This window comes from Roseibium sp. SCP14, from assembly GCF_040329475.1.
In the GTDB taxonomy this organism is placed as follows: Bacteria; Pseudomonadota; Alphaproteobacteria; order Rhizobiales; family Stappiaceae; genus Roseibium.
Genome location: NZ_JBDZYH010000001.1, coordinates 1,210,487 through 1,230,684 on the forward strand (window position 1 = coordinate 1,210,487; position 20,198 = coordinate 1,230,684).

At 56.5% G+C, this 20,198-nt stretch carries 19 protein-coding genes; 12 read left to right on the forward strand and 7 right to left on the reverse strand.

The genetic code is table 11. The features are described 5' to 3' along the window. Window positions 1-38: 38 nt before the first annotated feature. From ABLQ08_RS05525 to ABLQ08_RS05540, 4 genes are all read right to left on the reverse strand, one after another. Window positions 39-428 carry an AtpZ/AtpI family protein gene (locus tag ABLQ08_RS05525; RefSeq protein WP_352940117.1) on the reverse strand — a complete coding sequence of 130 codons (390 nt, stop codon included), beginning with the start codon at window positions 426-428 and terminating at the stop codon, window positions 39-41. A gap of 207 nt (window positions 429-635) precedes the next feature. Next, window positions 636-4,094, reverse strand: coding sequence for a chromosome segregation protein SMC (gene smc, locus ABLQ08_RS05530; RefSeq protein WP_352940118.1), 3,459 nt, complete (start codon window positions 4,092-4,094; stop codon window positions 636-638). An 87-nt stretch (window positions 4,095-4,181) separates the two neighbouring features. Then, a complete protein-coding gene (locus tag ABLQ08_RS05535) occupies window positions 4,182-4,817 on the reverse strand; it encodes a DsbA family protein (RefSeq protein WP_352940119.1) in 636 nt (211 codons plus the stop codon). 190 nt (window positions 4,818-5,007) lie between these two features. Next, window positions 5,008-5,517: a DUF721 domain-containing protein gene (locus tag ABLQ08_RS05540; protein WP_352940120.1), complete on the reverse strand. Its 510-nt coding sequence runs from the start codon at window positions 5,515-5,517 to the stop codon at window positions 5,008-5,010. A gap of 225 nt (window positions 5,518-5,742) precedes the next feature. Between ABLQ08_RS05540 and mutY the strand changes: the two genes are divergently transcribed. Then, on the forward strand, window positions 5,743-6,810 hold the full coding sequence (mutY, locus tag ABLQ08_RS05545) for an A/G-specific adenine glycosylase (protein WP_352940121.1): 1,068 nt from the start codon (window positions 5,743-5,745) through the stop codon (window positions 6,808-6,810). 46 nt (window positions 6,811-6,856) lie between these two features. Here the strand turns inward: mutY and ABLQ08_RS05550 are convergent, their stop codons facing one another. Then, window positions 6,857-7,243, reverse strand: coding sequence for a VOC family protein (locus ABLQ08_RS05550; RefSeq protein WP_352940122.1), 387 nt, complete (start codon window positions 7,241-7,243; stop codon window positions 6,857-6,859). 251 nt (window positions 7,244-7,494) lie between these two features. Here ABLQ08_RS05550 and ABLQ08_RS05555 point away from each other — a divergent pair, with 251 nt between their 5' ends. The 4 genes from ABLQ08_RS05555 to bfr all read left to right on the forward strand — a co-directional run bounded on the left by ABLQ08_RS05555 (window position 7,495) and on the right by bfr (window position 10,060). Beyond that, a complete protein-coding gene (locus ABLQ08_RS05555; protein WP_352940123.1) occupies window positions 7,495-7,929 on the forward strand; it encodes a VOC family protein in 435 nt (144 codons plus the stop codon). A 144-nt stretch (window positions 7,930-8,073) separates the two neighbouring features. After that, window positions 8,074-8,622, forward strand: coding sequence for a 2OG-Fe(II) oxygenase (locus ABLQ08_RS05560; RefSeq protein WP_352940124.1), 549 nt, complete (start codon window positions 8,074-8,076; stop codon window positions 8,620-8,622). Between the two features lie 225 nt (window positions 8,623-8,847). Next, window positions 8,848-9,327 (forward strand): fasciclin domain-containing protein, encoded by a 480-nt coding sequence (locus tag ABLQ08_RS05565; protein WP_352940125.1) that lies wholly within the window; start codon window positions 8,848-8,850, stop codon window positions 9,325-9,327. Window positions 9,328-9,574: 247 nt separating this feature from the next. Then, window positions 9,575-10,060 carry a bacterioferritin gene (gene bfr, locus ABLQ08_RS05570; protein ID WP_352940126.1) on the forward strand — a complete coding sequence of 162 codons (486 nt, stop codon included), beginning with the start codon at window positions 9,575-9,577 and terminating at the stop codon, window positions 10,058-10,060. Window positions 10,061-10,206: 146 nt separating this feature from the next. Here the strand turns inward: bfr and ABLQ08_RS05575 are convergent, their stop codons facing one another. Next, window positions 10,207-11,718, reverse strand: a complete 1,512-nt coding sequence (locus ABLQ08_RS05575; RefSeq protein ID WP_352940127.1) for an AMP nucleosidase — start codon at window positions 11,716-11,718, stop codon at window positions 10,207-10,209. Window positions 11,719-12,023: 305 nt separating this feature from the next. Here ABLQ08_RS05575 and ABLQ08_RS05580 point away from each other — a divergent pair, with 305 nt between their 5' ends. From ABLQ08_RS05580 to ABLQ08_RS05600, 5 genes are all read left to right on the forward strand, one after another. After that, window positions 12,024-12,824: a transporter substrate-binding domain-containing protein gene (locus ABLQ08_RS05580; RefSeq protein WP_352940128.1), complete on the forward strand. Its 801-nt coding sequence runs from the start codon at window positions 12,024-12,026 to the stop codon at window positions 12,822-12,824. 146 nt (window positions 12,825-12,970) lie between these two features. Beyond that, entirely contained in the window at window positions 12,971-13,777 is an 807-nt protein-coding gene (locus tag ABLQ08_RS05585) for an amino acid ABC transporter permease (protein WP_352940129.1), read from the forward strand. 188 nt (window positions 13,778-13,965) lie between these two features. Next, the gene (locus ABLQ08_RS05590) at window positions 13,966-14,388 is read left to right on the forward strand and encodes a hypothetical protein (RefSeq protein WP_352940130.1); all 423 of its coding nucleotides are present in this window, start codon (window positions 13,966-13,968) and stop codon (window positions 14,386-14,388) included. 41 nt (window positions 14,389-14,429) lie between these two features. Next, window positions 14,430-15,116 carry a DNA-3-methyladenine glycosylase I gene (locus tag ABLQ08_RS05595; protein WP_352940131.1) on the forward strand — a complete coding sequence of 229 codons (687 nt, stop codon included), beginning with the start codon at window positions 14,430-14,432 and terminating at the stop codon, window positions 15,114-15,116. A gap of 131 nt (window positions 15,117-15,247) precedes the next feature. Then, on the forward strand, window positions 15,248-16,387 hold the full coding sequence (locus ABLQ08_RS05600; RefSeq protein WP_352940132.1) for a site-specific DNA-methyltransferase: 1,140 nt from the start codon (window positions 15,248-15,250) through the stop codon (window positions 16,385-16,387). Window positions 16,388-16,498: 111 nt separating this feature from the next. Here the strand turns inward: ABLQ08_RS05600 and folE are convergent, their stop codons facing one another. Then, window positions 16,499-17,137, reverse strand: coding sequence for a GTP cyclohydrolase I FolE (gene folE / locus ABLQ08_RS05605; protein WP_352940133.1), 639 nt, complete (start codon window positions 17,135-17,137; stop codon window positions 16,499-16,501). 467 nt (window positions 17,138-17,604) lie between these two features. Between folE and ABLQ08_RS05610 the strand changes: the two genes are divergently transcribed. Both ABLQ08_RS05610 and adh read left to right on the forward strand, forming a co-directional pair. Further along, window positions 17,605-18,375: a GAF domain-containing protein gene (locus tag ABLQ08_RS05610; protein ID WP_352940134.1), complete on the forward strand. Its 771-nt coding sequence runs from the start codon at window positions 17,605-17,607 to the stop codon at window positions 18,373-18,375. 124 nt (window positions 18,376-18,499) lie between these two features. Continuing rightward, complete coding sequence (adh, locus tag ABLQ08_RS05615; protein WP_352940135.1) at window positions 18,500-20,020, forward strand: aldehyde dehydrogenase; 1,521 nt, start codon at window positions 18,500-18,502, stop codon at window positions 20,018-20,020. The last annotated feature ends 178 nt before the right edge of the window (window positions 20,021-20,198 follow it).

Below are 20,198 nucleotides of genomic sequence, written 5' to 3' on the forward strand. Positions count from 1 at the left end.
CATAAATCTTGTCAGGGCGCGTTTACCGCGCAGAAAACTCACTTTGATCCATCGTCCTGCTTGTCGTCGCGCTTTATTCGCGCTTCCGGGTGGGCAACCTCGCCCGCAGCCCTCAGCACGTTCAAAACACCCGCAGCAAACCCAATCAGCAAGAACACAATCAGCCCAAAGGGTGATGTTCCCAGCCAATGGTCGCAGAGCCAGCCCAAACCGCCTCCAACCACAATCCCTGCAATGAACTCTGAAGACAGTTTCATTGCCTGGGCGTAGCCGGGTGCATCGCTTTTCTGGGATTTGCGTTCAGCGTCTTCCGCCGCACGCTGCCCCTCTAGCATCCGGTTTAGCCGATCCCGCCGTTCCGACAGATCCGCTTCAGAGGTCGCCTTGGTTGGACCGTTTGTTTCGTCGTCTTGCGAAGAGCCACTCATGTTGATCCCCGCACCTTGAAACTGTTTCGACCCGGCCCTTGGACACCCCCTTAAGCCGCGCGCACCATAGTCGGGGGCCCCAGCCCTGTCAAGAACACTAATAAATAAGTTAAATATTTGAAATTAAAGAAAAAATACTGCTCAGAGGCAATTTGCCTGACCATAGTCTTACCCGAAAACCTTTCTCAGGCGGTCTTCGAGGGGCACTTAGCCGGTTTCACGGAATCGTTCAGCCGTTTCCAGATCCACGGAAACAAGCTGGGAAACACCCCGTTCGGCCATGGTGACACCGAAGAGACGGTTCATGCGTGCCATGGTAATTGGATTGTGGGTAATCACGACAAAACGCGTTTCCGTGCTCGCCGCCATTTCGTCAAGAAGATCGCAATAACGCTCGACATTGGCATCATCCAAGGGAGCATCGACCTCATCAAGGACACAGATCGGGGCCGGGTTTGTCAAAAAGACAGCAAAGATCAGGGACATTGCCGTCAATGCCTGCTCGCCACCCGAAAGCAACGTCATCGTCTGAGGCTTTTTACCGGGTGGGCGCGCAATGATTTCAAGCCCTGCGTCAAGCGGGTCGTCAGAATCGACCAGCTGCAGCTCGGCTGTACCACCGCCGAACAAATGGGTGAACAGACGCTGGAAATGACCGTTGACCACTTCAAAGGATGCCAGAAGCCGCTCGCGCGCCTCCCGGTTCAGATTGGAGATGCCGGTGCGCAAGCGGCGAATCGCTTCGATCAGGTCGTCGCGCTCAGATGTCAGAGTGGTCTTCTGCTCATCAATCTCTCGCAATTCCTCTTCCGCTCGCAGGTTGACCCCGCCAAGGCGTTCCCGCTCTGCCTTCAAACGCTCCAGCTTGCGCTCCATGGCTTCGGGGTCGGGCAGCGGCGCCCCCTCCTTCAAGCCGGCAATTTCCGGCAGTGCCGCGACAGAGACTTCCAGATCCTCGTCGATGCGGCGCTCCAGATTGCCTTTGCGCTCACGCGCGGCTTCTAATCGCTCTTCGGCACGAATCTTCTGTTCGCGCGCGCCGGACATGGCTTCCAGCGCCACCTTGGCCGCGCGGTCAACGTCGGCCTGATCCAGCTCCGCCTGCTGTAACCGGTCGTCCCTGGCCTTCTTCTCTTCCTCGGCCTTGGCGATGGCCGAGAACAGGTCACGCCGCTTGATTTCGATGTCTTCGGGAGCTTCGATAAGTTCCGCTCGCTCTTCTTCGGCCTCTTCCCGCCGTTCGGTCAGTACCGAAATCTGCTGGGCAGCGTTGGAGGCTCGGGTTTTCCAGCTGTCATATTCCCGGGCGATCGATTCCAGACGCCGGTCCCGCAGTTGCTGTTCCCGTGCAAACCCCTCGGAAACCGCCCTCGCCTCCGCAAGAGCCCCCCTGGCCGAGCCGACCTGCCCCTGTAGCTCCTCGATCTGGTCTTGATAGCTGGTGCTGTCCGGTGCTTCTTCGAGACGTTCCTCGGTCTCGGCTACCTGTTCGCGCGCCAATTCCGCTTCTTCGCCCAAGCGATCCGCGCGGTCCTGAGCTGCGGCTTTTTTTGCCGCCAATTGGGAAATTGCACGCTCCGCAGTCTGAAGCGCTTCACGAGCTGCTGCAACGCTACGCTGCCCATCACGTACCTTACCGCGGGCATTCTGCTCCAGCTCCACTGCCTGCCTGACACGTGCAGCAGCGGTTTCAAGCGCCTGCTGGCGGTCACCGACCTCGCGGCGGGCTGTCTCGATCTCGTCTGCCAATTCGGCGAGCCGGTTTTTCTGGGCGAGGCGCTGCGCCGCAGGCGTCGGAGCATTGGCAGCGACTACGAAACCGTCCCAGCGCCAAAGATCCCCCTGCTTCGAGACCAACCTCTGGCCCGGCTTCAACTGTTTCCGCAGCTCCGGTCCGTGTGCCTGCTCGACGATCCCGATCTGTCGCAGACGCCGCGACAATTCTTCCGGCGCAACCACGACATCGGCGAGCGAGCGGGCTCCTGCAGGCAATTCCGGATCCTGATCTCCTTCAAGAACACCACCCCATTTCACCGCCGCAGCATCGTCCAGCGACGCATCAAGATCCTCTCCGAGCGCCGCGCCAAGCGCGGTTTCATATCCAGACTCGACCTTGATCTGTTCGACAACCGGCGTGTGGTCCTGTTCGGAGTGGACATTCAGCACCTGTTCAAGCGTGCGAGCCTCTGTTTCGAAACCTTGCAGAAGCTGCTGGGCTTCGCTCAGCGGCAAACGCGCCGATTGCTCCTGCTCCCGCGCGTCTCTTGTTGCCGTTTCCGCCTCCTCCACGGCACTTTCGGCTTCCAGAAACGCTTCTTCGGCAATTTCCAACGCTTCGCGATTTTCGGCTACGCCATCGTTTTCAGCCATTTGGGCATTGAGGTCGGAAAGCGCCTGCTGAGCTTCCTGGGCCTGGGCAACAAGCCGGTCGGCACGTTGACGGCTCTCCATGACCGCCCGCTCCAGCTGGCGCCGTTCAGCACTGGCACGTGCTTCGGCTGCCGTCAGCTCCGACAGTTTCCCCTCCAGGGACCGAACTGCATCTTCGGCATCGGCAACCTTTTCACGGGCCGTCTCGGTGCGCTCCTGCACCATTTCGTTTTCTTCCAGAAGCTCGGCTCGTTCCTCGGCCAGGCGCTCGAGGACTTCATCATTTTCCGACACCATGCTCTGCTCGCGCCGGATATCTTCGGCAAGCTGCACCAGCCGCCGTTCCAGATCCTGAAGCCTCTCCTTTACCCGCCGCTCTTCCGCGTCAAGCTCGTTGCGGGCGATGACCAGACGCTGCAGAGCGGCGCCGGCCTTCGCAGCATCGTCCCTCAGTTCCGGAAGCTTGTGCGCCGCGATTGCCTGAATGCGCGCGCTTTCGGCCTGCAGGGCGGTCGCTTCGTTCACCTGCTTCTGCGCTTCGGTAAAATGTTCTTCGGCCGCGGCAAGCGCGTCGCGTGATTCGGTCCAGCGGATATAGAGGATGGACGCTTCCGCACCGCGGATTTCCGAAGACAGGTTCCGATAGCGTGAAGCCTGCCGGGACTGGCGTTTCAAACTGTCGAGCTGACCGTCGATCTGGACCAGGACATCTTCCAGGCGTTCAAGGTTCTGCTCTGCGGCGCGCAAGCGGATCTCGGCCTCGTGACGGCGCGAGTGAAGGCCGGATATGCCGGCGGCTTCTTCCAGGATCTGACGCCGCGATGTCGGTTTGGCTGCAATCAGCTCGCCGATCTGTCCCTGCCGCACCATTGCAGGCGAGCGGGCACCGGTGGACGCATCCGCAAAGAGCAGCTGGACATCGCGCGCGCGCACGTCCTTCGCGTTGATCTTGTAGTTGGAGCCCTGCTCCCGCTCAATCCGCCGGCTGACCTCCAAAAGGTCGGCGTCGTTGAACGCCGTCGGAGCCGATCTGTCAATGTTTTCAAGGAAAAGCGAAACTTCGGCAGTATTCCGTGCCGGACGGTTGAGACTTCCGGAGAAAATCACATCGTCCATGCCGGAGGCGCGCATGTTCTTGTAGGAGTTCTCGCCCATGACCCAGCGCAGGGCTTCGACGAGATTGGACTTTCCGCAGCCGTTCGGACCGACAACCCCGGTCAATCCGTTGCCGATGATGAACTCCATCGGCTCGACAAAGGATTTGAATCCGGCAATGCGCAGTTTGGAAAATCTCATCGGCGCCCAAGCCTCCGGGAGGTGGGCGCCGAGAAAGCGTCGTCAAGATCAGAGCGAACCTTATCGCCCGGCAGCAATTGTGCCGGTTTAGAGATTCTTCTCGATGATCTTGCCCATTTCGTCAATCGACAGCGCTCCGGAGACCATTTCGCCGTTGATGAAGAATGTTGGCGTGGAGTTCACTCCGAACTCACCAGCGCCGCGATCTTTCACAGCATTAACTGCGTCAAGCAAACCCTGGTTTGTCAAGCATTCCTCGAAGGACTCTTGTGTAAATCCGATCTGTTTGGAAAAGTCGAGCAGCGATTGGTACGGATTGTCGGTAAATGCCCAGTTCCGCTGCTGTTCGAACATGATGTCCACAATCTCGAAATATTTGTCCGCAGGAGCGCAGCGGGCAAGCATGAATGCAGCGGCAGCGACCGGATCCAGCGGGAACTCGCGGAAAATGAAGCGAACCTTGCCGGTATCGACATAGTCCTTCTTCAGGTCAGGCCAGGTGCTCTTGTGGAAATTTGCACAATGGCCACAGGTCATCGACGCATATTCGACGATTGTGACCGGTGCATTCTCGTCGCCCAGGATCTTGTCGCCCAGTGGACCGGGTTTGAGCAACTCTTCCTGATCTACGGATTGCGCGAAGGCCGGAACCGTGGCTGCAACGCTGAATGCAGCCGTGGCCAGCGCGGTGGTTTTGAGAAACTGTCTACGGGTCTGGGTCACGAAGATCGTCCTATAACAAGTTTTTGACGCAGCACCCTGCGGTGCGAATTCTATAGCTTCATGTGCCCCTTCAGGCACGACGCGTCAACAAGGCTTATCAAATGTGGCAGAAGCGAGGAGGTTACAAGGCTCTGTTTCACGAAGTTGTTATCGAACAAACACACTACCGTTAGGTCATTCTTCGACCGGATCAGGCGGCCGTTTCCGTGTTTTTTGCGATCACCTGGGCGCCAAGCTTTTTCAGAGCTTCGCGCAATCGCTCGTTTTCAAAGCCCTGGAGGCTGTCGTCGAGCTTCTTTTCTTCAGATTGAGTCAGTTCCCGCAGTGTCTTGCGAGGTGCAACGTGTTTTACCTGCACGGGCTTTTGCAGGATCTTGATGCGTCCAATTGCCGCCCAACCGTAAAAGGTGTTTATGCGCTCGATGACCTGCCCGCTGTCATGAGACAGCATCAGTGCCGTTGCACCATCGGTGTGTACGACGAGTGTCGCCGGTTGCGGCGCCGTTTCCGGATCGCGGAGTTCCGGTTGCCGTGGCCAGACAAGTCTGTCCGGCTGAACACGCGTGCCATAGCGCTCGCCGACGATATCAGCCCAGGAGGCGACGATATCGACAGAGGCAAAACCGCGCTTGCGACAGACCGGCGTCATCGCCTTGCTGACAAGATCAGCAAGCGGTTTCGCCTCTTTGGACCTGCGCATAGAATTTGCCTTTACCGCGCTAATGACCTACCTCCTCTTCCGGCCAAGCAAAAATAGCATAGATTTGCCAGTTTTACGGATCGAGATGTTGTCTCCCAATAGAATGCGACAAAATAACGACCAATACTTCCCCGATACGCTTGTGCCAGACTTACTTCACGAAGTTGTCCCCAGGCTTTCCAATTATGCACACTTGGTCTCATCGACGTGAGCTCAGCTGATCACATGAATTCTGCTTCCTTAGCCGCGACACTTTTGGACTGGTACGACCGCCATGCACGGAAACTGCCCTGGAGAGTAAGTCCGGAAGATCGAAAACTGGGAGAAATTCCAGACCCTTACAGGATCTGGCTATCGGAGGTCATGCTGCAGCAAACCACCGTGGCCGCTGTGAAGGACTATTTCGAGAAATTTACCAGGACATGGCCGACCGTTGAAGATCTTGCCGCGGCGCCAGAAGAGGACGTCATGAAGGCCTGGGCGGGGCTCGGCTACTATTCCCGCGCCCGTAATCTGAAAAAATGCGCCGATACGGTCGCAAGTGAGCACGAAGGCCGGTTTCCGGACGACGAAAAAGCTCTTTTGGGGCTGCCCGGCATCGGGCCGTACACAGCAGCTGCAATTGCAACCATCGCATTCGACCAACATGCGGCGGTTGTCGACGGCAATGTGGAACGTGTGCTCACCAGATTAAGACAGATCGAAACGCCACTTCCCGACGCAAAAGTTGAGATCAAGGCCGTCATGTCTGATCTGACACCTTTCGACCGGCCCGGTGATTTTGCTCAGGCCGTCATGGATCTCGGCGCGACCATCTGCACGCCAAAGCGACCTGCCTGTTCGTTGTGTCCGTGGATAGAAGCCTGCAAGGTCCAGGGCTCGGCCGTTGCCGAGACATTGCCCAGAAAGGCGCCTAAGAAGCAAAAACCGACACGCTATGGTGCGGCCTTTGTCGCGAAGGACCAGGTCAGCGGCGCTGTTTTGCTGCGTCGCCGTCCGCCAAAGGGGCTGCTCGGCGGCATGACGGAAGTGCCGGGATCCGAGTGGTCGGAAACCTTCGATCCGTCAAAGGCGCTTGATCACGCCCCCTTTCCCGCGAGTTGGCGCAAACGATCGGTCGAAGTGAAACATACGTTTACGCATTTTCACCTGAAGCTGACGGTATATATTTCCGATCTTGCAGCATCAGCCGTACCGGAACTTGAGAACACCTGGTGGTCGGCTCCGGACACACTTCAGGAAGAGGCCCTGCCGACGGTCATGCGCAAGGCTCTTGCAGCAGCACTGGATTGATGGGACTCGCATTCTTGGCGCGTATCGGCGCGACGACCGGAATTTGTCAGGCCCTGTCTTCCAGGCTCACCGATACGTTCAGCTTGTTTCCGTCAAGATCGCGCGCATAAGCACCGTAGTAGTCCGGGTGATAGTTCCGCGGCCCGGGAGCTCCTTCGTCCGTTCCGCCACAGCGAAGCACAGCTGAGTGAAACGCCCTGACTGTTTCTGCGTCTGGCGCATAAAACATGACTTGGGTTCCATTGCCGAAGGTTGCTCTTTTTTCGTTAAATGGAACCACGACAAAGAAGGAGGTCCGCCCGTCAGCGCCCGCATACCCTCGTTCATGCTCATCTGAAAAGACGCATTTCATGCCAATGACCGCCAGGACTTCGTCGTAGAATTTCCCTGCCGCCGCAAGATCATTTGTACCGACACAAACTCCTGAAAGCATGATGCAAATTCACCCTGTCTGTTTCCTGACAATGCTCTTTACCGCTAGTTTGCGGTTTGTTTCCAGTCACTTTCTTCAGCCGGATGCACATTCTTCAAATCAGTTCTCTACCAAGCGCTCAGCTCCCGGGCTGGCTTCAAAGCGTTTGCCTGACGCCGCTTGAAGTTCCGGCAGTCGCGAAGTCAAGGATTGCATCAAGCGCAGGTCACGCCTCTAATCATGTAGTTCCGAACAAGCTGAAAGGTCTGCCGATGAAGCCAGGATTTCAGGTCAGAGGTCTCAGTGAGATTGCCATTCATACAAGCAATATGGCCGCGATGATTGAGTTCTACCGAGATTGCCTTGGTCTGGAACCATTCGCCACCCGCGCGGGTGGTGCCATCGAGTTCTTTCGTATTGGCGATGGTTTCGGCGGTCTGACAACGGTTCTGGCTCTCTTCGATGCCGGTGAGGAAAAACAGATAATTGCAGGACGAAACAGCCCGGCTTCCTCCCTCCACCACATTGCGCTGTCCGTCTCACGGGAAGAACAGGATGCGGCCGAAAGGTGGTTCGCAGAACAAGGTGTCGAAACAAGAACAGAGAACTTCATCTGGACCGGCTGGCGGGGACTGTTCGTGAAGGACCCGGACGGCAACACGGTGGAACTGGTTGCCGCGGAAAGAAAACCTTCCCATTTCAGTTAGGTGACGCACGTCAAAAAACAATCGTCGCGTCTGAAATTGCAGGAACTGCCCAAAGCGGTCCGGACAAACCCCGACTGAACACGTTAGATGCACTGTTCGTTTCAGCAGCGTTGGTCGAACTCTTTTCCGAATCGGATCATCGCAATGTTCACTTATGCCATCGATGGTCTTTTCAGCATTGAAGAATGCGAAGAAATCCTCAGGTTGAGCCGGGCGGGTTTCCAGGCTCAATCCGGTCTGTTGGGGGGTACGCGGCAAAGCGAAATTCGCCGTGCGAAAATCTGCTGGCTCGACGAAGAAGGTTCGGCTGCCTGGGTCATGAACAGGATCGCGGAAGGGGTCGCTCGGGGAAATCGGGAAGTGTTCGGTTTTGATATCACCGAATTTCGGGAGAAGCTTCAGGTCGCAATGTATGACCAGCGCGAAAAAGGCCATTACGACTGGCATTCGGATGTCGGTGAAGGCCCGATTGCGCAATTCCGCAAAACGACGATTGTCGTACAGCTTTCCTCACCCGGCTCCTATGAAGGGGGCGGCCTTGAGATCAATCTGGGCAATCGCGTGCTTACCGCTTGCCGTACACGAGGCAGCGCCACCATGTTTGCCAGCTTTCTGATTCATCGAGTCGTGCCGGTCACCAAAGGCACCCGCTATTCCCTGACCTGCTGGAACCACGGTCCCCGCTTTCGGTGAATTCCAACGATACTGAGTGTGCGCATTCACGCGGACGAACAAACCGGAGCATTCAGTGCCACGCGTTGACGGCGGCACAAATCCATCCCGATTTTTTCCTCATCCGTTACTCCGGCGGGTACGTAGAGTTTGCGACACAGGCATCAGTCAAGCATTTGAACTGACTCGGGAAAACTGATTTCCCGGTGCGCTTTCGCTTTGCCTGTGAGACTGTGGGAGTGACTTATGAAACCGATCCAAAATCTTCTCTTTGCCCTTCTTCTCATCGTTCCTCTTTCCGCGGCCAAGGCGGGTGACAAGGATATTGTCGATACAGCTGTTGGCGCGGGATCCTTCAACACGCTGGTTGCAGCGGTTCAGGCCGCCGGACTTGTGGAAACACTGAAAGGCGACGGCCCTTTCACTGTGTTCGCACCAACCGATGAGGCATTTGCCAAACTGCCGGCCGGCACCGTCGAAAACCTGCTGAAACCTGAAAACAAGGATCAGCTCGTTGCAGTGCTCACCTATCATGTCGTACCGGGCAAGGTGATGTCGTCGGATATCGCCGGCAAGAAAGCTGAAGTCGCCTCGGTTCAGGGAAGTGAGATTTCCGTCGACGCGACAAATGGCGTCAAAGTGGATGATGCCAACGTCGTGACCGCCGATGTGGAAGCGTCAAATGGCGTGATCCACGTGATCGATGCGGTGATCCTGCCGAACTAACCAGATCGCCCGGCGGGCACTCCAACTACGTTATGCCCATCGAAGGCGTGGTCTCAAGAAGGCCACGCCTCATTTTTTCCAGCAATTGGCTGCAGAATGCCGACCACTTCCGGACTTGAAACCGGAACGGCGCCAGCGCCCATCAGAGCAGCATCAATATTTTCGCCTAAAACGCGAATAGGCGCTGGACTTCAAGACTAGAATAATTCTAAACTGCGTACCTAATTAATTTTAAGGAGGCATCGCCATGAAAGGGAATGCGAAGGTCATTAAACGCCTGAATGAGGCTCTCTTTCTGGAGCTTGGCGCAATCAACCAGTACTGGCTACATTATCGCCTCTTGAGCGACTGGGGTTTTACCCGTCTGGCCAAGAAAGAGCGTGAAGAATCCATTGAGGAAATGCATCACGCCGACAAACTGACCGACCGGATCATCTTTCTGGAAGGCCACCCGAACATGCAGAAAGTGGCTCCGCTGCGCATCGGCCAGAACGTCAAGGAAGTTCTGGAATCCGATCTAGCAGGCGAGTATGACGCCCGCACTTCCTACATGAAGTCGCGTGAGATCTGCCGCGAGGAAGGCGACTACGTCTCGATGGCGCTTTTTGAAGAACTTCTCAAGGACGAGGAAGGTCACATCGATTTCCTGGAGACCCAGCTGGAGCTTCTGGAAAAGATCGGCGAGGAACGCTACGGCCTGCTGAACGCAGCCCCTGCCGACGAAGCCGAATAAAGTATCTGACCTTTCTGGAACTTAAAAAGCGCGGTTCGAAACCGCGCTTTTTTCATGGCCATACTCCGGTTTGTTACCCCGGTCACAGAAAAGCGACGCGCCGGGATACAATCAGGGGCGCCAACTCACTCACCAGAACAACGAACTTACTGGAACGCCGTTTCCGCGAAACTTCTGAGTTTGCGTGAATGCAGACGATCAGCCGTCATGTCGCGCATCTTTTCCATGGCACGGATACCGATCTGAAGGTGCTGGGCGACCTGACGCTTGTAGAAGTCGGTAGCCATGCCCGGTAGCTTCAACTCGCCATGAAGCGGTTTGTCGGAGATGCAAAGCAGCGTGCCGTAAGGGACCCGGAAGCGGAAGCCGTTGGCGGCAATCGTTGCCGATTCCATATCGAGCGCAATTGCACGTGATTGTGAGAAACGCTTGACGAGTTCAGGCTGATCCCAGAGCTCCCAGTTCCGGTTGTCGAGAGAAACAACCGTTCCCGTGCGCATGACCCGTTTCAAGTCGTAACCGTCCAGTCCCGTGGTCTCGGCAACCGCATCTTCAAGCGCCACCTGAACTTCGGCAAGCGGCGGGATTGGCACCCAAATCGGAAGATCCTGGTTGAGAACGTTGTCTTCACGCACATAACCATGTGCCAGAACATAGTCGCCCAAAGTCTGGCTGTTCCGAAGGCCGGCGCAATGTCCGAGCATCAACCACACATGAGGTCGAAGCACAGCCACATGGTCAGTAATCGTCTTTGCGTTGGAGGGACCGACACCAATATTGATCATGGTGATGCCGCTGCCGTCAGCCCGCTTGAGGTGATAGGCAGGCATCTGAGGAAGCTTGGCCGGTTCAGCTCCGCATGAGGGTGCACTTTGCCCGGCTTCGGTAATCAGGTTGCCCGGTGCAACAAACGCTTCGTAGCCACTGTCCGGATCTGCGAGCAGCTCGTGAGACATCCGGCAGAATTCATCGATATAGAACTGGTAGTTCGTGAAAAGAACATAGTTCTGATAGTGCTCGGCCGCCGTTGCGGTGTAGTGCTGCAGACGGTGAAGAGAATAATCGATCCTCGGAGCCGTGAACGAAGCAAGCGGCATGACGCCGTCGACCGGCTCGTAAGTGCCATTGGCGATGGAATCGTCCATCACGGTGAGATCCGGCAGATCGAACATGTCGGCCAGAGGCCGATCCAGGTTTGCAGCCGCGGCGCCACCTTCCACATGCGTACCGTCGTAAAAGGCGAAGTGAAGCGGTATCGGCATGTCGCTGTCGCCGACGAGGATCGGTACATCGTGGTTGCTCATCAGCAACGACAACTGGGATTCCAGGTAGTTCTTGAACAGGTCCGGACGGGTTATCGTCGATGAATGGGTTCCGGGACGGGAAACGAAACCATAGGACAGTCGGCTGTCCAGGCGCACATGGCTATCGGTTACGATCCGCACTTGCGGATAGTAGGCGCGAACCCTCCCCTCAATTTCCTTGCCCTCCAGAAGATCCTGAAAGTGAGAGCGCAGGAACGACGTGTTCGCTTCGAAGATTTCGATCAGACGGGCAACAGCTTTTTCCGCATCGGTAAAAACTTCCAGCGGGTGGGAAGGAGCAAGCCGGACCCGCCGTCCCGCCTGCTGCAAGTTGTTGCTGCTTAGTTTGGACATAAAAGTCTCCTTATTGTTGTTATATCCCCACAGTCCTGCCTACGCCCGTCCGGGTCAATAGATGTGACAACAGATTTTGAATTTTTTTTCGCAAGGAGAAAAATTCTGCACTCTGCCGTACCCATCTCTTTTCAACCGATTCAATTGCCCTTTTCCCGGTGCGGTGAAACCGATAAAGTCACCCGGAATTTTCACAGGGGTATTTGGCGGATCTATGAACGCGACGTGCCCCAGCAATTGGAAACAATCAACTTTGCTGCTTTTTGGTGCGCGCACTTCGAAGCAGGTTGATCTAGGAGCTTGCCATGCAACGAACTTTCCTCTCCCTTGCGGTCGCCGTCACTGCCATGATCGGCGCCGGTTTTTCCGCTCTCGCGCAGGACCTTCCCGATCTTGAGGGGCGCGACGTCGTCATCGCTTCGGAAAACACCTATCCGCCGCTGCAGTTTGTCGACCCGAAATCCGGAGCAGCAACGGGCTGGGAGTATGAAGCGATTGCCGAGATCGCCAAGCGCCTGAACATGAATGTGACTTACGAGAATGTCAGCTGGGATGCGATGATCCCCGCCATTTCCGCAGGCGAATACGATCTTGCCATGAACGGCATTACCATTCGTGCGGACCGGGCAGAGCAAGTCGATTTCTCCGAACCTTACATGCGCTCTGAAATGTTCATGCTGGTCCGTGCCGATGAAGACCGCTTCACCGACGCCAAGGGATTTGCCGCCAATACGGATTTTCTTGCCGGGGCACAGCCGGGCACGACGCCTTTCTATGTCACTGTTTACGAAGTTCTGGACGGTGACGAAGCCAATCCGCGCATCAAACTCTTCGAGACCTTCGGCGCAGCCGTCCAGGCTCTCAAGACAGGTGACGTCGACCTTGTCCTGACCGACAGCACCGGTGGACAGGGCTATGTTGCGACAAACCCGGACACATTCAAGCTGATCGGCGAGGCGATGGGCACGGAAGATTTCGGGTTCATTTTCCCGAAAGGGTCCGATCTCGTTGCGCCTTTCAACGCTGCGATTGCCAGCATGCGTGCCGACGGCACCCTGAACGCTTTGAACAAAAAGTGGTTCTTCGACTACAAGGCCGGCCAGTAACGAACCGGCTGTGCCGTAGTTCGGCTAGACATTGATGTTCATGGCCGGTATCCGCCAGTTGTTCCGGATGCCGGCCATTTGATTTTTGACCGGTCGTAATTCCACAAAGAACTCACCGTTCCCTACTTTCAATCCAAGACAGATCCATGTTCCGCAAAAAATCTTCGAGCGCCGCTTCTCAGCATGACTTTCCCTACTGGCTTGTGGCGGCTTGCGGAATTGCCATCTTTCTCCTGTTTCAGATCGCGACCGACGAGATCTATACCCAGGTCATGGCAACCGTTTCCCGCGGCATCGGCCTGACAATTTTCGTCACGCTGGTCGGTTTTTTCCTGGCATCTGTTCTGGGGCTCATTCTCGCCCTGGCCTCTCTGTCCGGATCGATCGTTCTTCGTCAGGTTGCCCGATTCTATGTCGAGATCGTGCGTGGACTGCCGATCATCGTGCTGTTGCTCTACATCGCCTTTGTCGCAACGCCGCTTCTGGTTGCCGGTGTCAACGCTGTGCTTGAGCCGCTTGGGCTTGAGGCCATGCGCACCAGGGACTTCCCGCTCTTGTGGCGCGCCATCGTCGCCCTGATGATCGGCTATTCCGCGTTTATCGCGGAAGTTTTCCGTGCCGGCATCCAGGCCGTCGACAAGGGCCAGATCGAAGCGGCGGAAGCGCTCGGCATGAACCGCTGGCTGCGTTTCCGGCTGATCATTTTCCCTCAGGCCCTCAAGACCATCCTGCCGCCACTCGGGAACGACTTCGTTGCCATGATCAAGGACAGTTCGCTCGTGTCGGTCCTCGGCGTTGCCGATATCACCCAGCTCGGCAAGGTTTATGCGGCAGGCTCGTTCCGCTATTTCGAAACCTACAATGTGGTCGCCCTGATCTATCTGATGATGACCATTACCCTGTCCTTAGCGCTACGCAGGTTCGAACGCTCAAAGGACGTCGGCGCCCGATAGAAAAGAGGTTTCGGACGAGTTCGTCCGTCGACAGTTCAAATTTTGTTGGATTGGCTGTGAGAGCGATGCCTCGGCAGGCAATTGGGTTTGATTGCCGGCCCTTCACCCGTTTGCCGAAACGAATTGAAGAGGCCAGGCAGGTTCGCCATATTGAGGAACGTTGTTCTATTTAAAGGTGCAATCAGTTCATGAACGGGCCGAAGCTGAAAACAGTCGCCTCAACAGACAATCTGGCAACAGACCTGCTGACCCTTGCGCCTCGTTACCCCTTTAGAGGATCAAGAATCAACATTCCGGCCATCATCAACGAAACCCCTCAAGACATGCTTGAACTCGAGCGGTTCTTGCACAACCGCCTCATGATCGCCGACGCGACGCTCAAACGTAAGCGGTCTTTTCTGGGACGCCTCTACAACCTGCTGGCCGCAGAGGACCCGGCCTATATTCAGATGTCCGGTGCGCGGTTGAAGGAAGTGCTGCCTGCCGCTGGCTATCCGGTCCCTGACGAAATTCGGCCCGGCACCGAATATGCCTTGCGCCGCGACATCGTTGAAGCCGCCCACTCCTCACTGCAAGGCGAGCTCGAAAGATCCCCACCCGCCGACGGCTGACAATGACCCGGCGACTGAAAATGCATGGAAGATGACAGCTGATGCGCTCTTTTGAAGAAATCGAAGCCCTGGCAACTGAAAAGAAAGGGGGTGCAGCCGAACTGGCGGCCCTGCTGGGTGAACACAATCCGCCCAAATCGCAAGCCGAGCTGGAACAGATCAGCGATGACCGCTGGCTTGCGATGTTCACCAAATGTATTTTCCAGGCAGGCTTCAGCTGGAAGGTGATCGATCAGAAATGGTCCGGGTTCGAGGAGGCCTTCGAGGGGTTCGATGTTGCCCGCCTTGCCTTTCTGCCCGACGAAGCCTTCGAAGCTCTGCTCAAGGATACCCGGATCGTGCGCAACGGTGCCAAGATCAGGACCGTGCAGCATAACGCCATATTCCTGAAGGAGTTGGCGGCCGAACACGGCAGCGCATCGAAGTTCTTTGCACACTATCCGGTGGACGATCAGATCGGATTGATGGAGTTCCTGAAAAAACGCGGCAGCCGGCTTGGCGGTAACACCGGTCAACTTGCTCTGCGTTTCATGGGAAAAGAAAGTTTCATCCTGTCAGGCGACGTGGTTAACGCGCTCATCCGCGAAAACGTCATGGAAAATGATCGCCTGTCGAAAAAAAATCTGAAGGCGATACAGGTTGCCTTTAACGATTGGAAAGCAACTTCCGGTCGTACACTCAATGAAATCAGCAGAATTCTGGCCTTTTCGGTTGGCACAGGTCGTTAACCTCTCATTTAACTTTTACGATTGTAAACAAAGCATTGATTTAAAGAGAATTTTTGTTTTGCGAGCTTAACGGCTGATTTACCAAAACCGGTAACCATGACACTCGAAATTGCGTGAGGTATTGCGTCGCAATGAGTGTACTGCGTACCGGGGTGTCCTTTGCGGCACCCCTTCAAAAAAAGAAATCGGAAGCACCCGCTTCCTGGCTGAATACGATCCTGAAGGGCGACTGCGTGGCCGCCCTTGAGAAACTGCCGTCCCGGTCGGTCGACCTGGTCTTTGCAGATCCGCCCTACAATCTCCAGCTGGGCGGCGACCTGCACCGGCCGGATCAGTCGAAGGTGGATGCCTGTGACGATCACTGGGACCAGTTCGAGAGCTTCGAGGCCTATGATGCCTTTACCCGGGCCTGGCTTCTGGCTGCCCGCCGGGTGCTGAAGCCCGACGGCTCTCTTTATGTGATCGGCTCCTATCACAATATCTTCCGGGTTGGCGCGATCCTGCAGGATCTCGGCTTCTGGATCATGAACGATATTGTCTGGCTGAAGTCCAATCCGATGCCGAACTTCCGCGGCAAACGGTTCACCAATGCCCATGAGACGATGATCTGGGCGGTGAAATCCAAGGATGCCAAGCCGACCTTCAACTATGATGCTCTGAAGACATTCAACGAAGATCTGCAGATGCGCTCCGACTGGCACCTGCCGCTGTGCACGGGCACGGAGCGCCTCAAGGACAAGAACGGTCAGAAGGTGCATCCGACCCAGAAACCGGAGTCCCTGCTCTACCGGGTTCTCACGGCGTCATCCAAGCCGGGTGACGTGGTCCTCGATCCATTCTTCGGAACCGGAACCACCGGGGCTGTGGCAAAGAAACTCGGACGGCACTTCGTCGGTGTCGAACGCGAGCAGGATTACATTGACGCTGCGACTGCACGCATCGATGCAATCACGCCCGGAGATGCCGAAGCCCTGGAGATGCAAAAGGGCAAACGTGCCCAGAAGCGCATCCCTTTCGGCACGCTGCTGGAAAGCGGTCTTCTGGAACCTGGAACGGAACTGACCTGCTCCAAAGGCAAGCACCAGGCTGTGGTTCGTGCGGATGGGTCGCTGAAGTCGGGCGATCATACCGGCTCGATCCATAAGGTCGGCGCTCTGGTCCAGGGACAGGAAGCCTGTAACGGCTGGACGTTCTGGCACACGATAGACGGCGCCAAGAAGTCTCCGATCGATGAGCTTCGCAAGGAAATCAGGTCCCGCCTGCAGGCATAAGCAGGCATTAAGCAAGAAGCGACCTTCGCGGCCCCGCGATCGACTTCAACCCCGCTTCCGATCAGGAGGCGGGGTTTCTTTATTGCCCGGTCGCCGGGGAACCGCTTCCGGCTATCCGAAATTCTCATTGGGACCGGCAAGAGACGACAGAAAGTCCCGTCGCAGCTCCTTGTCGGTTGCAAATTCACCTAGCATGCGGCGGGTCATCATCGAGACACCTGGCTTTTTGACGCCACGCGTCGTCATGCACATATGCGCCGCTTCCATGACCACCGCGACACCTCTGGGCCTGAGCACCGTGTCGACGGTTTCGGCTATCTGTGCGGTCAGGGTTTCCTGTATCTGCAGCCGCTTGGCAAACACTTCCACAAGACGTGCCAGCTTGCTGATACCGACCACGCGGCCTGCGGGCAGATAAGCAATGTGAACCTTGCCGACAATCGGAACCAAGTGATGTTCGCAATGTGATTCGAAGCGCAGGTTCCTCAACACAATCATGTCGTCGTAATCATTGGTTTCTTCAAAGGTGCGCTGCAGCAGCTCAACCGGATCTGTCCGGTAGCCTTCAAAGAACTCTTCATACGCCTTGACCACGCGCGTCGGCGTATCAAGCAGCCCTTCCCTGTTCGGGTCATCTCCGGCCCATTCGATCAACAGTCGAACCGCGGCCTCCGCATCCGCCCGTTGCGGCCTTGCCCCTGCAACGGGGCGCTCCTGTTCTTTTGTCTCCAAAGCTTCCGCCACCGACATTCATTTCTCCGACTTTGGTATTTTCTCTGCCAGTTTTGTTATGTTATTTCATTACAATTTTAAAGCCTAACAACGCAGAAATCGTGAGGAGAAGACTATTTGCCGGCGCGATCATTGGACGAGGAGAGTTAGAAAGCAAAGTGCCTGGCGGATTCCCATCACTTGAATTTTCCAGTCAATCCATTCATTTTGAATTCGCTCGATGATATTGTTGAGCTAGATACTCAACTTTATAAGAACAGCAAACCGGACGATCGAGGAGGAGAATTCAGATCGCCCCGATACAGGATCATGTTGAGACCGTTCTCAAGACGGTGCGGTCCGGGTCAGCGCCAGCACTGTCCCGGATTGCCGCTTCCTGGCACCGGTCGCTTTATACGCATGGTCTTGACCCCGCCGACTGTCACAACCGTGAAAGGATCTGCGAGTCCAGATTGCGGCAATGCCGTGAAGCATCCGAATTCCTCTTGAGGATTGCCGCTCCCAAGCTCGACCAGCTCTTCGGACTTGTCGGTCAGTCGGGCTGCACCGTGCTTTTGACCGACGCGAAAGGCATTCTGTTGGACCAGCGCTGCTCGGCCGGAGACGCACCAGCCTTTGAGGAATGGGGGCTCTGGCAAGGGGCGGATTGGAGCGAAGAAGCCGAAGGCACAAATGGCGTCGGCACCTGTATTGCCGAACAGCGACAGGTCATCATTCACCGGAACGAGCACTTCCTGGCACGTAATGCAGGCATGAGCTGCATGGATGCGCCGATATTCGGACCGGATGGAAACCTTGCCGGGGCGCTGGACATTTCCTCTGCACGCTCCGACCAGACCGAAGCCTTCAACCGGCTGATTGCGGCTACCGCCGCACAAACGGCACGGCAGATTGAAGCGGAAGCGTTCCGCGCTTCCTTTCCCAAGGCCCGTATTGTCTGTGCGGACCATGACACCAGCGAGACTGCAATGCTGCTTGCTGTCGATTCCGATGACATCGTGGTCGGAGCGACACGTGGCGCGCGCAAAGCCTTTGGCCTCCGCGCCTCAGGGCCCATTGCTCCCCTCCCCGCGTCGGACCTGCTGGGCCGCGAGGATGGTCCGTCCGGTTTCGAGAAGGCTGAACGCGCAGCCGTCGTTCGAGCCCTTACGCGAGCAGCCGGCAACGTCTCAGAGGCAGCACGAGCGCTGGGTATCGGGCGCGCCACCCTCTATCGCCGCATGAAGAGGCTGGGCATCGGTGAAATTTCCGGCTGACCTGTCTCAGTTCTGAAACAGTTTGACGGACAACCCGTCGCCGGCCGGCTGACAGGTCTCGTCAATGTTGGGCAGATTCCCTTCGATCTCTGGTGGAGGACCAGGGACATGTGGAGGAAACAACATGAACGAGATGCCGATCTTCGCGAAAGATACGGAGTCGCCTTTCAAGGCCCGTTACGACAACTACATTGGTGGAAAGTATGTAGCGCCGGTCAATGGCCGCTACTTCACCAACATCACCCCGATCACAGGTGCCCCGATCTGCGATGTTGCCCGCTCGTACGCTGCAGATGTCGAGCTGGCCCTGGATGCGGCGCATGCTGCGAAGGATGGCTGGGGCAAGACCCCGGCGGCAGAACGGGCCAACACGCTATTGAAAATCGCGGACGTGATCGAGGCCAATCTGGATTTGTTGGCCAAGGCAGAAACCTGGGACAACGGTAAACCGATCCGGGAAACAACCGCGGCCGACATTCCGCTTTCCGTAGACCATTTCCGCTACTTCGCTGGCGTCCTGCGCGGTCAGGAAGGTTCCATGTCGGAAATCGATGCCGACACGATCGCCTATCACTTCCACGAACCGCTTGGAGTGGTCGGCCAGATCATTCCCTGGAACTTTTCGATCCTGATGGCGGCATGGAAGCTCGCTCCGGCGCTGGCGGCGGGCAACTGCGTCATCCTGAAGCCCGCGGAACAGACACCTGCGGCCATCATGGTTCTGGCGGAACTGATTGGCGACCTGCTGCCTCCGGGCGTTTTGAACATCGTCAACGGTTACGGCGCCGAGGTCGGGGCTCCGCTTGCCAAGTCCTCACGCATTGCCAAGATCGCCTTTACCGGCTCGACCCAGACCGGCCGGATGATCATGCAATACGCAACCGAGAACCTGATCCCGGTAACGCTTGAGCTTGGCGGCAAGTCTCCCAACATCTTCTTCTCCGATGTGATGCGGGAAGACGACGCCTTTCTCGACAAGGCCATCGAAGGCTTCGTTCTGTTTGCCTTCAACCAGGGAGAAGTCTGCACCTGCCCGAGCCGTGCGCTCATTCAGGAAGATATCTACGAAGCCTTTATCGAACGCGCCATTGCACGGGTGAAAGCCATCAAGCAAGGCGACCCGCGTGCACTGGAAACCATGGTTGGCGCTCAGGCCAGCCGTGAGCAGCAGGACAAGATCCTGTCCTATCTGACGATTGGAGCTGAAGAAGGTGCGGAAGTCCTGTGCGGTGGTGCGGAAGCGAAGTTCGATGGCGATCTGTCGGGCGGTTTCTACATTCAGCCGACCATCCTGAAAGGCCACAACAAGATGCGCGTCTTCCAGGAAGAGATATTCGGCCCGGTGGTGTCTGTCACCACCTTCAAGGACGAAGCAGAAGCACTCACGATCGCCAATGACACCATGTACGGCCTCGGCGCCGGCGTGTGGTCGCGCGATGCCAACACCTGCTACCGGTTCGGCCGGGCGATCGAAGCCGGACGGGTCTGGGTGAACAACTATCACGCCTACCCGGCACATGCTGCCTTCGGCGGATACAAGCAGTCCGGCATCGGCCGTGAGACCCACAAGATGATGCTGGACCACTACCAGCAAACCAAGAACATGCTGGTCAGCTACAATCCGAACAAGCTGGGTTTCTTCTAAGATAATCTATTGCGCCTATTGGAAACTGAAGGGGCGGCTTTACTTCGAGCCGCCCCTTTTGCCTTGGCAATTATTTTGATTTCGTATTTTCGGACAGTCGATGCGTGCGCCAGAGCTGAAGAACTGAAACCTAACTGTTTGCGTGGTTCTTTAGGCAGGAAGCTCTCTGTCTTTCCGC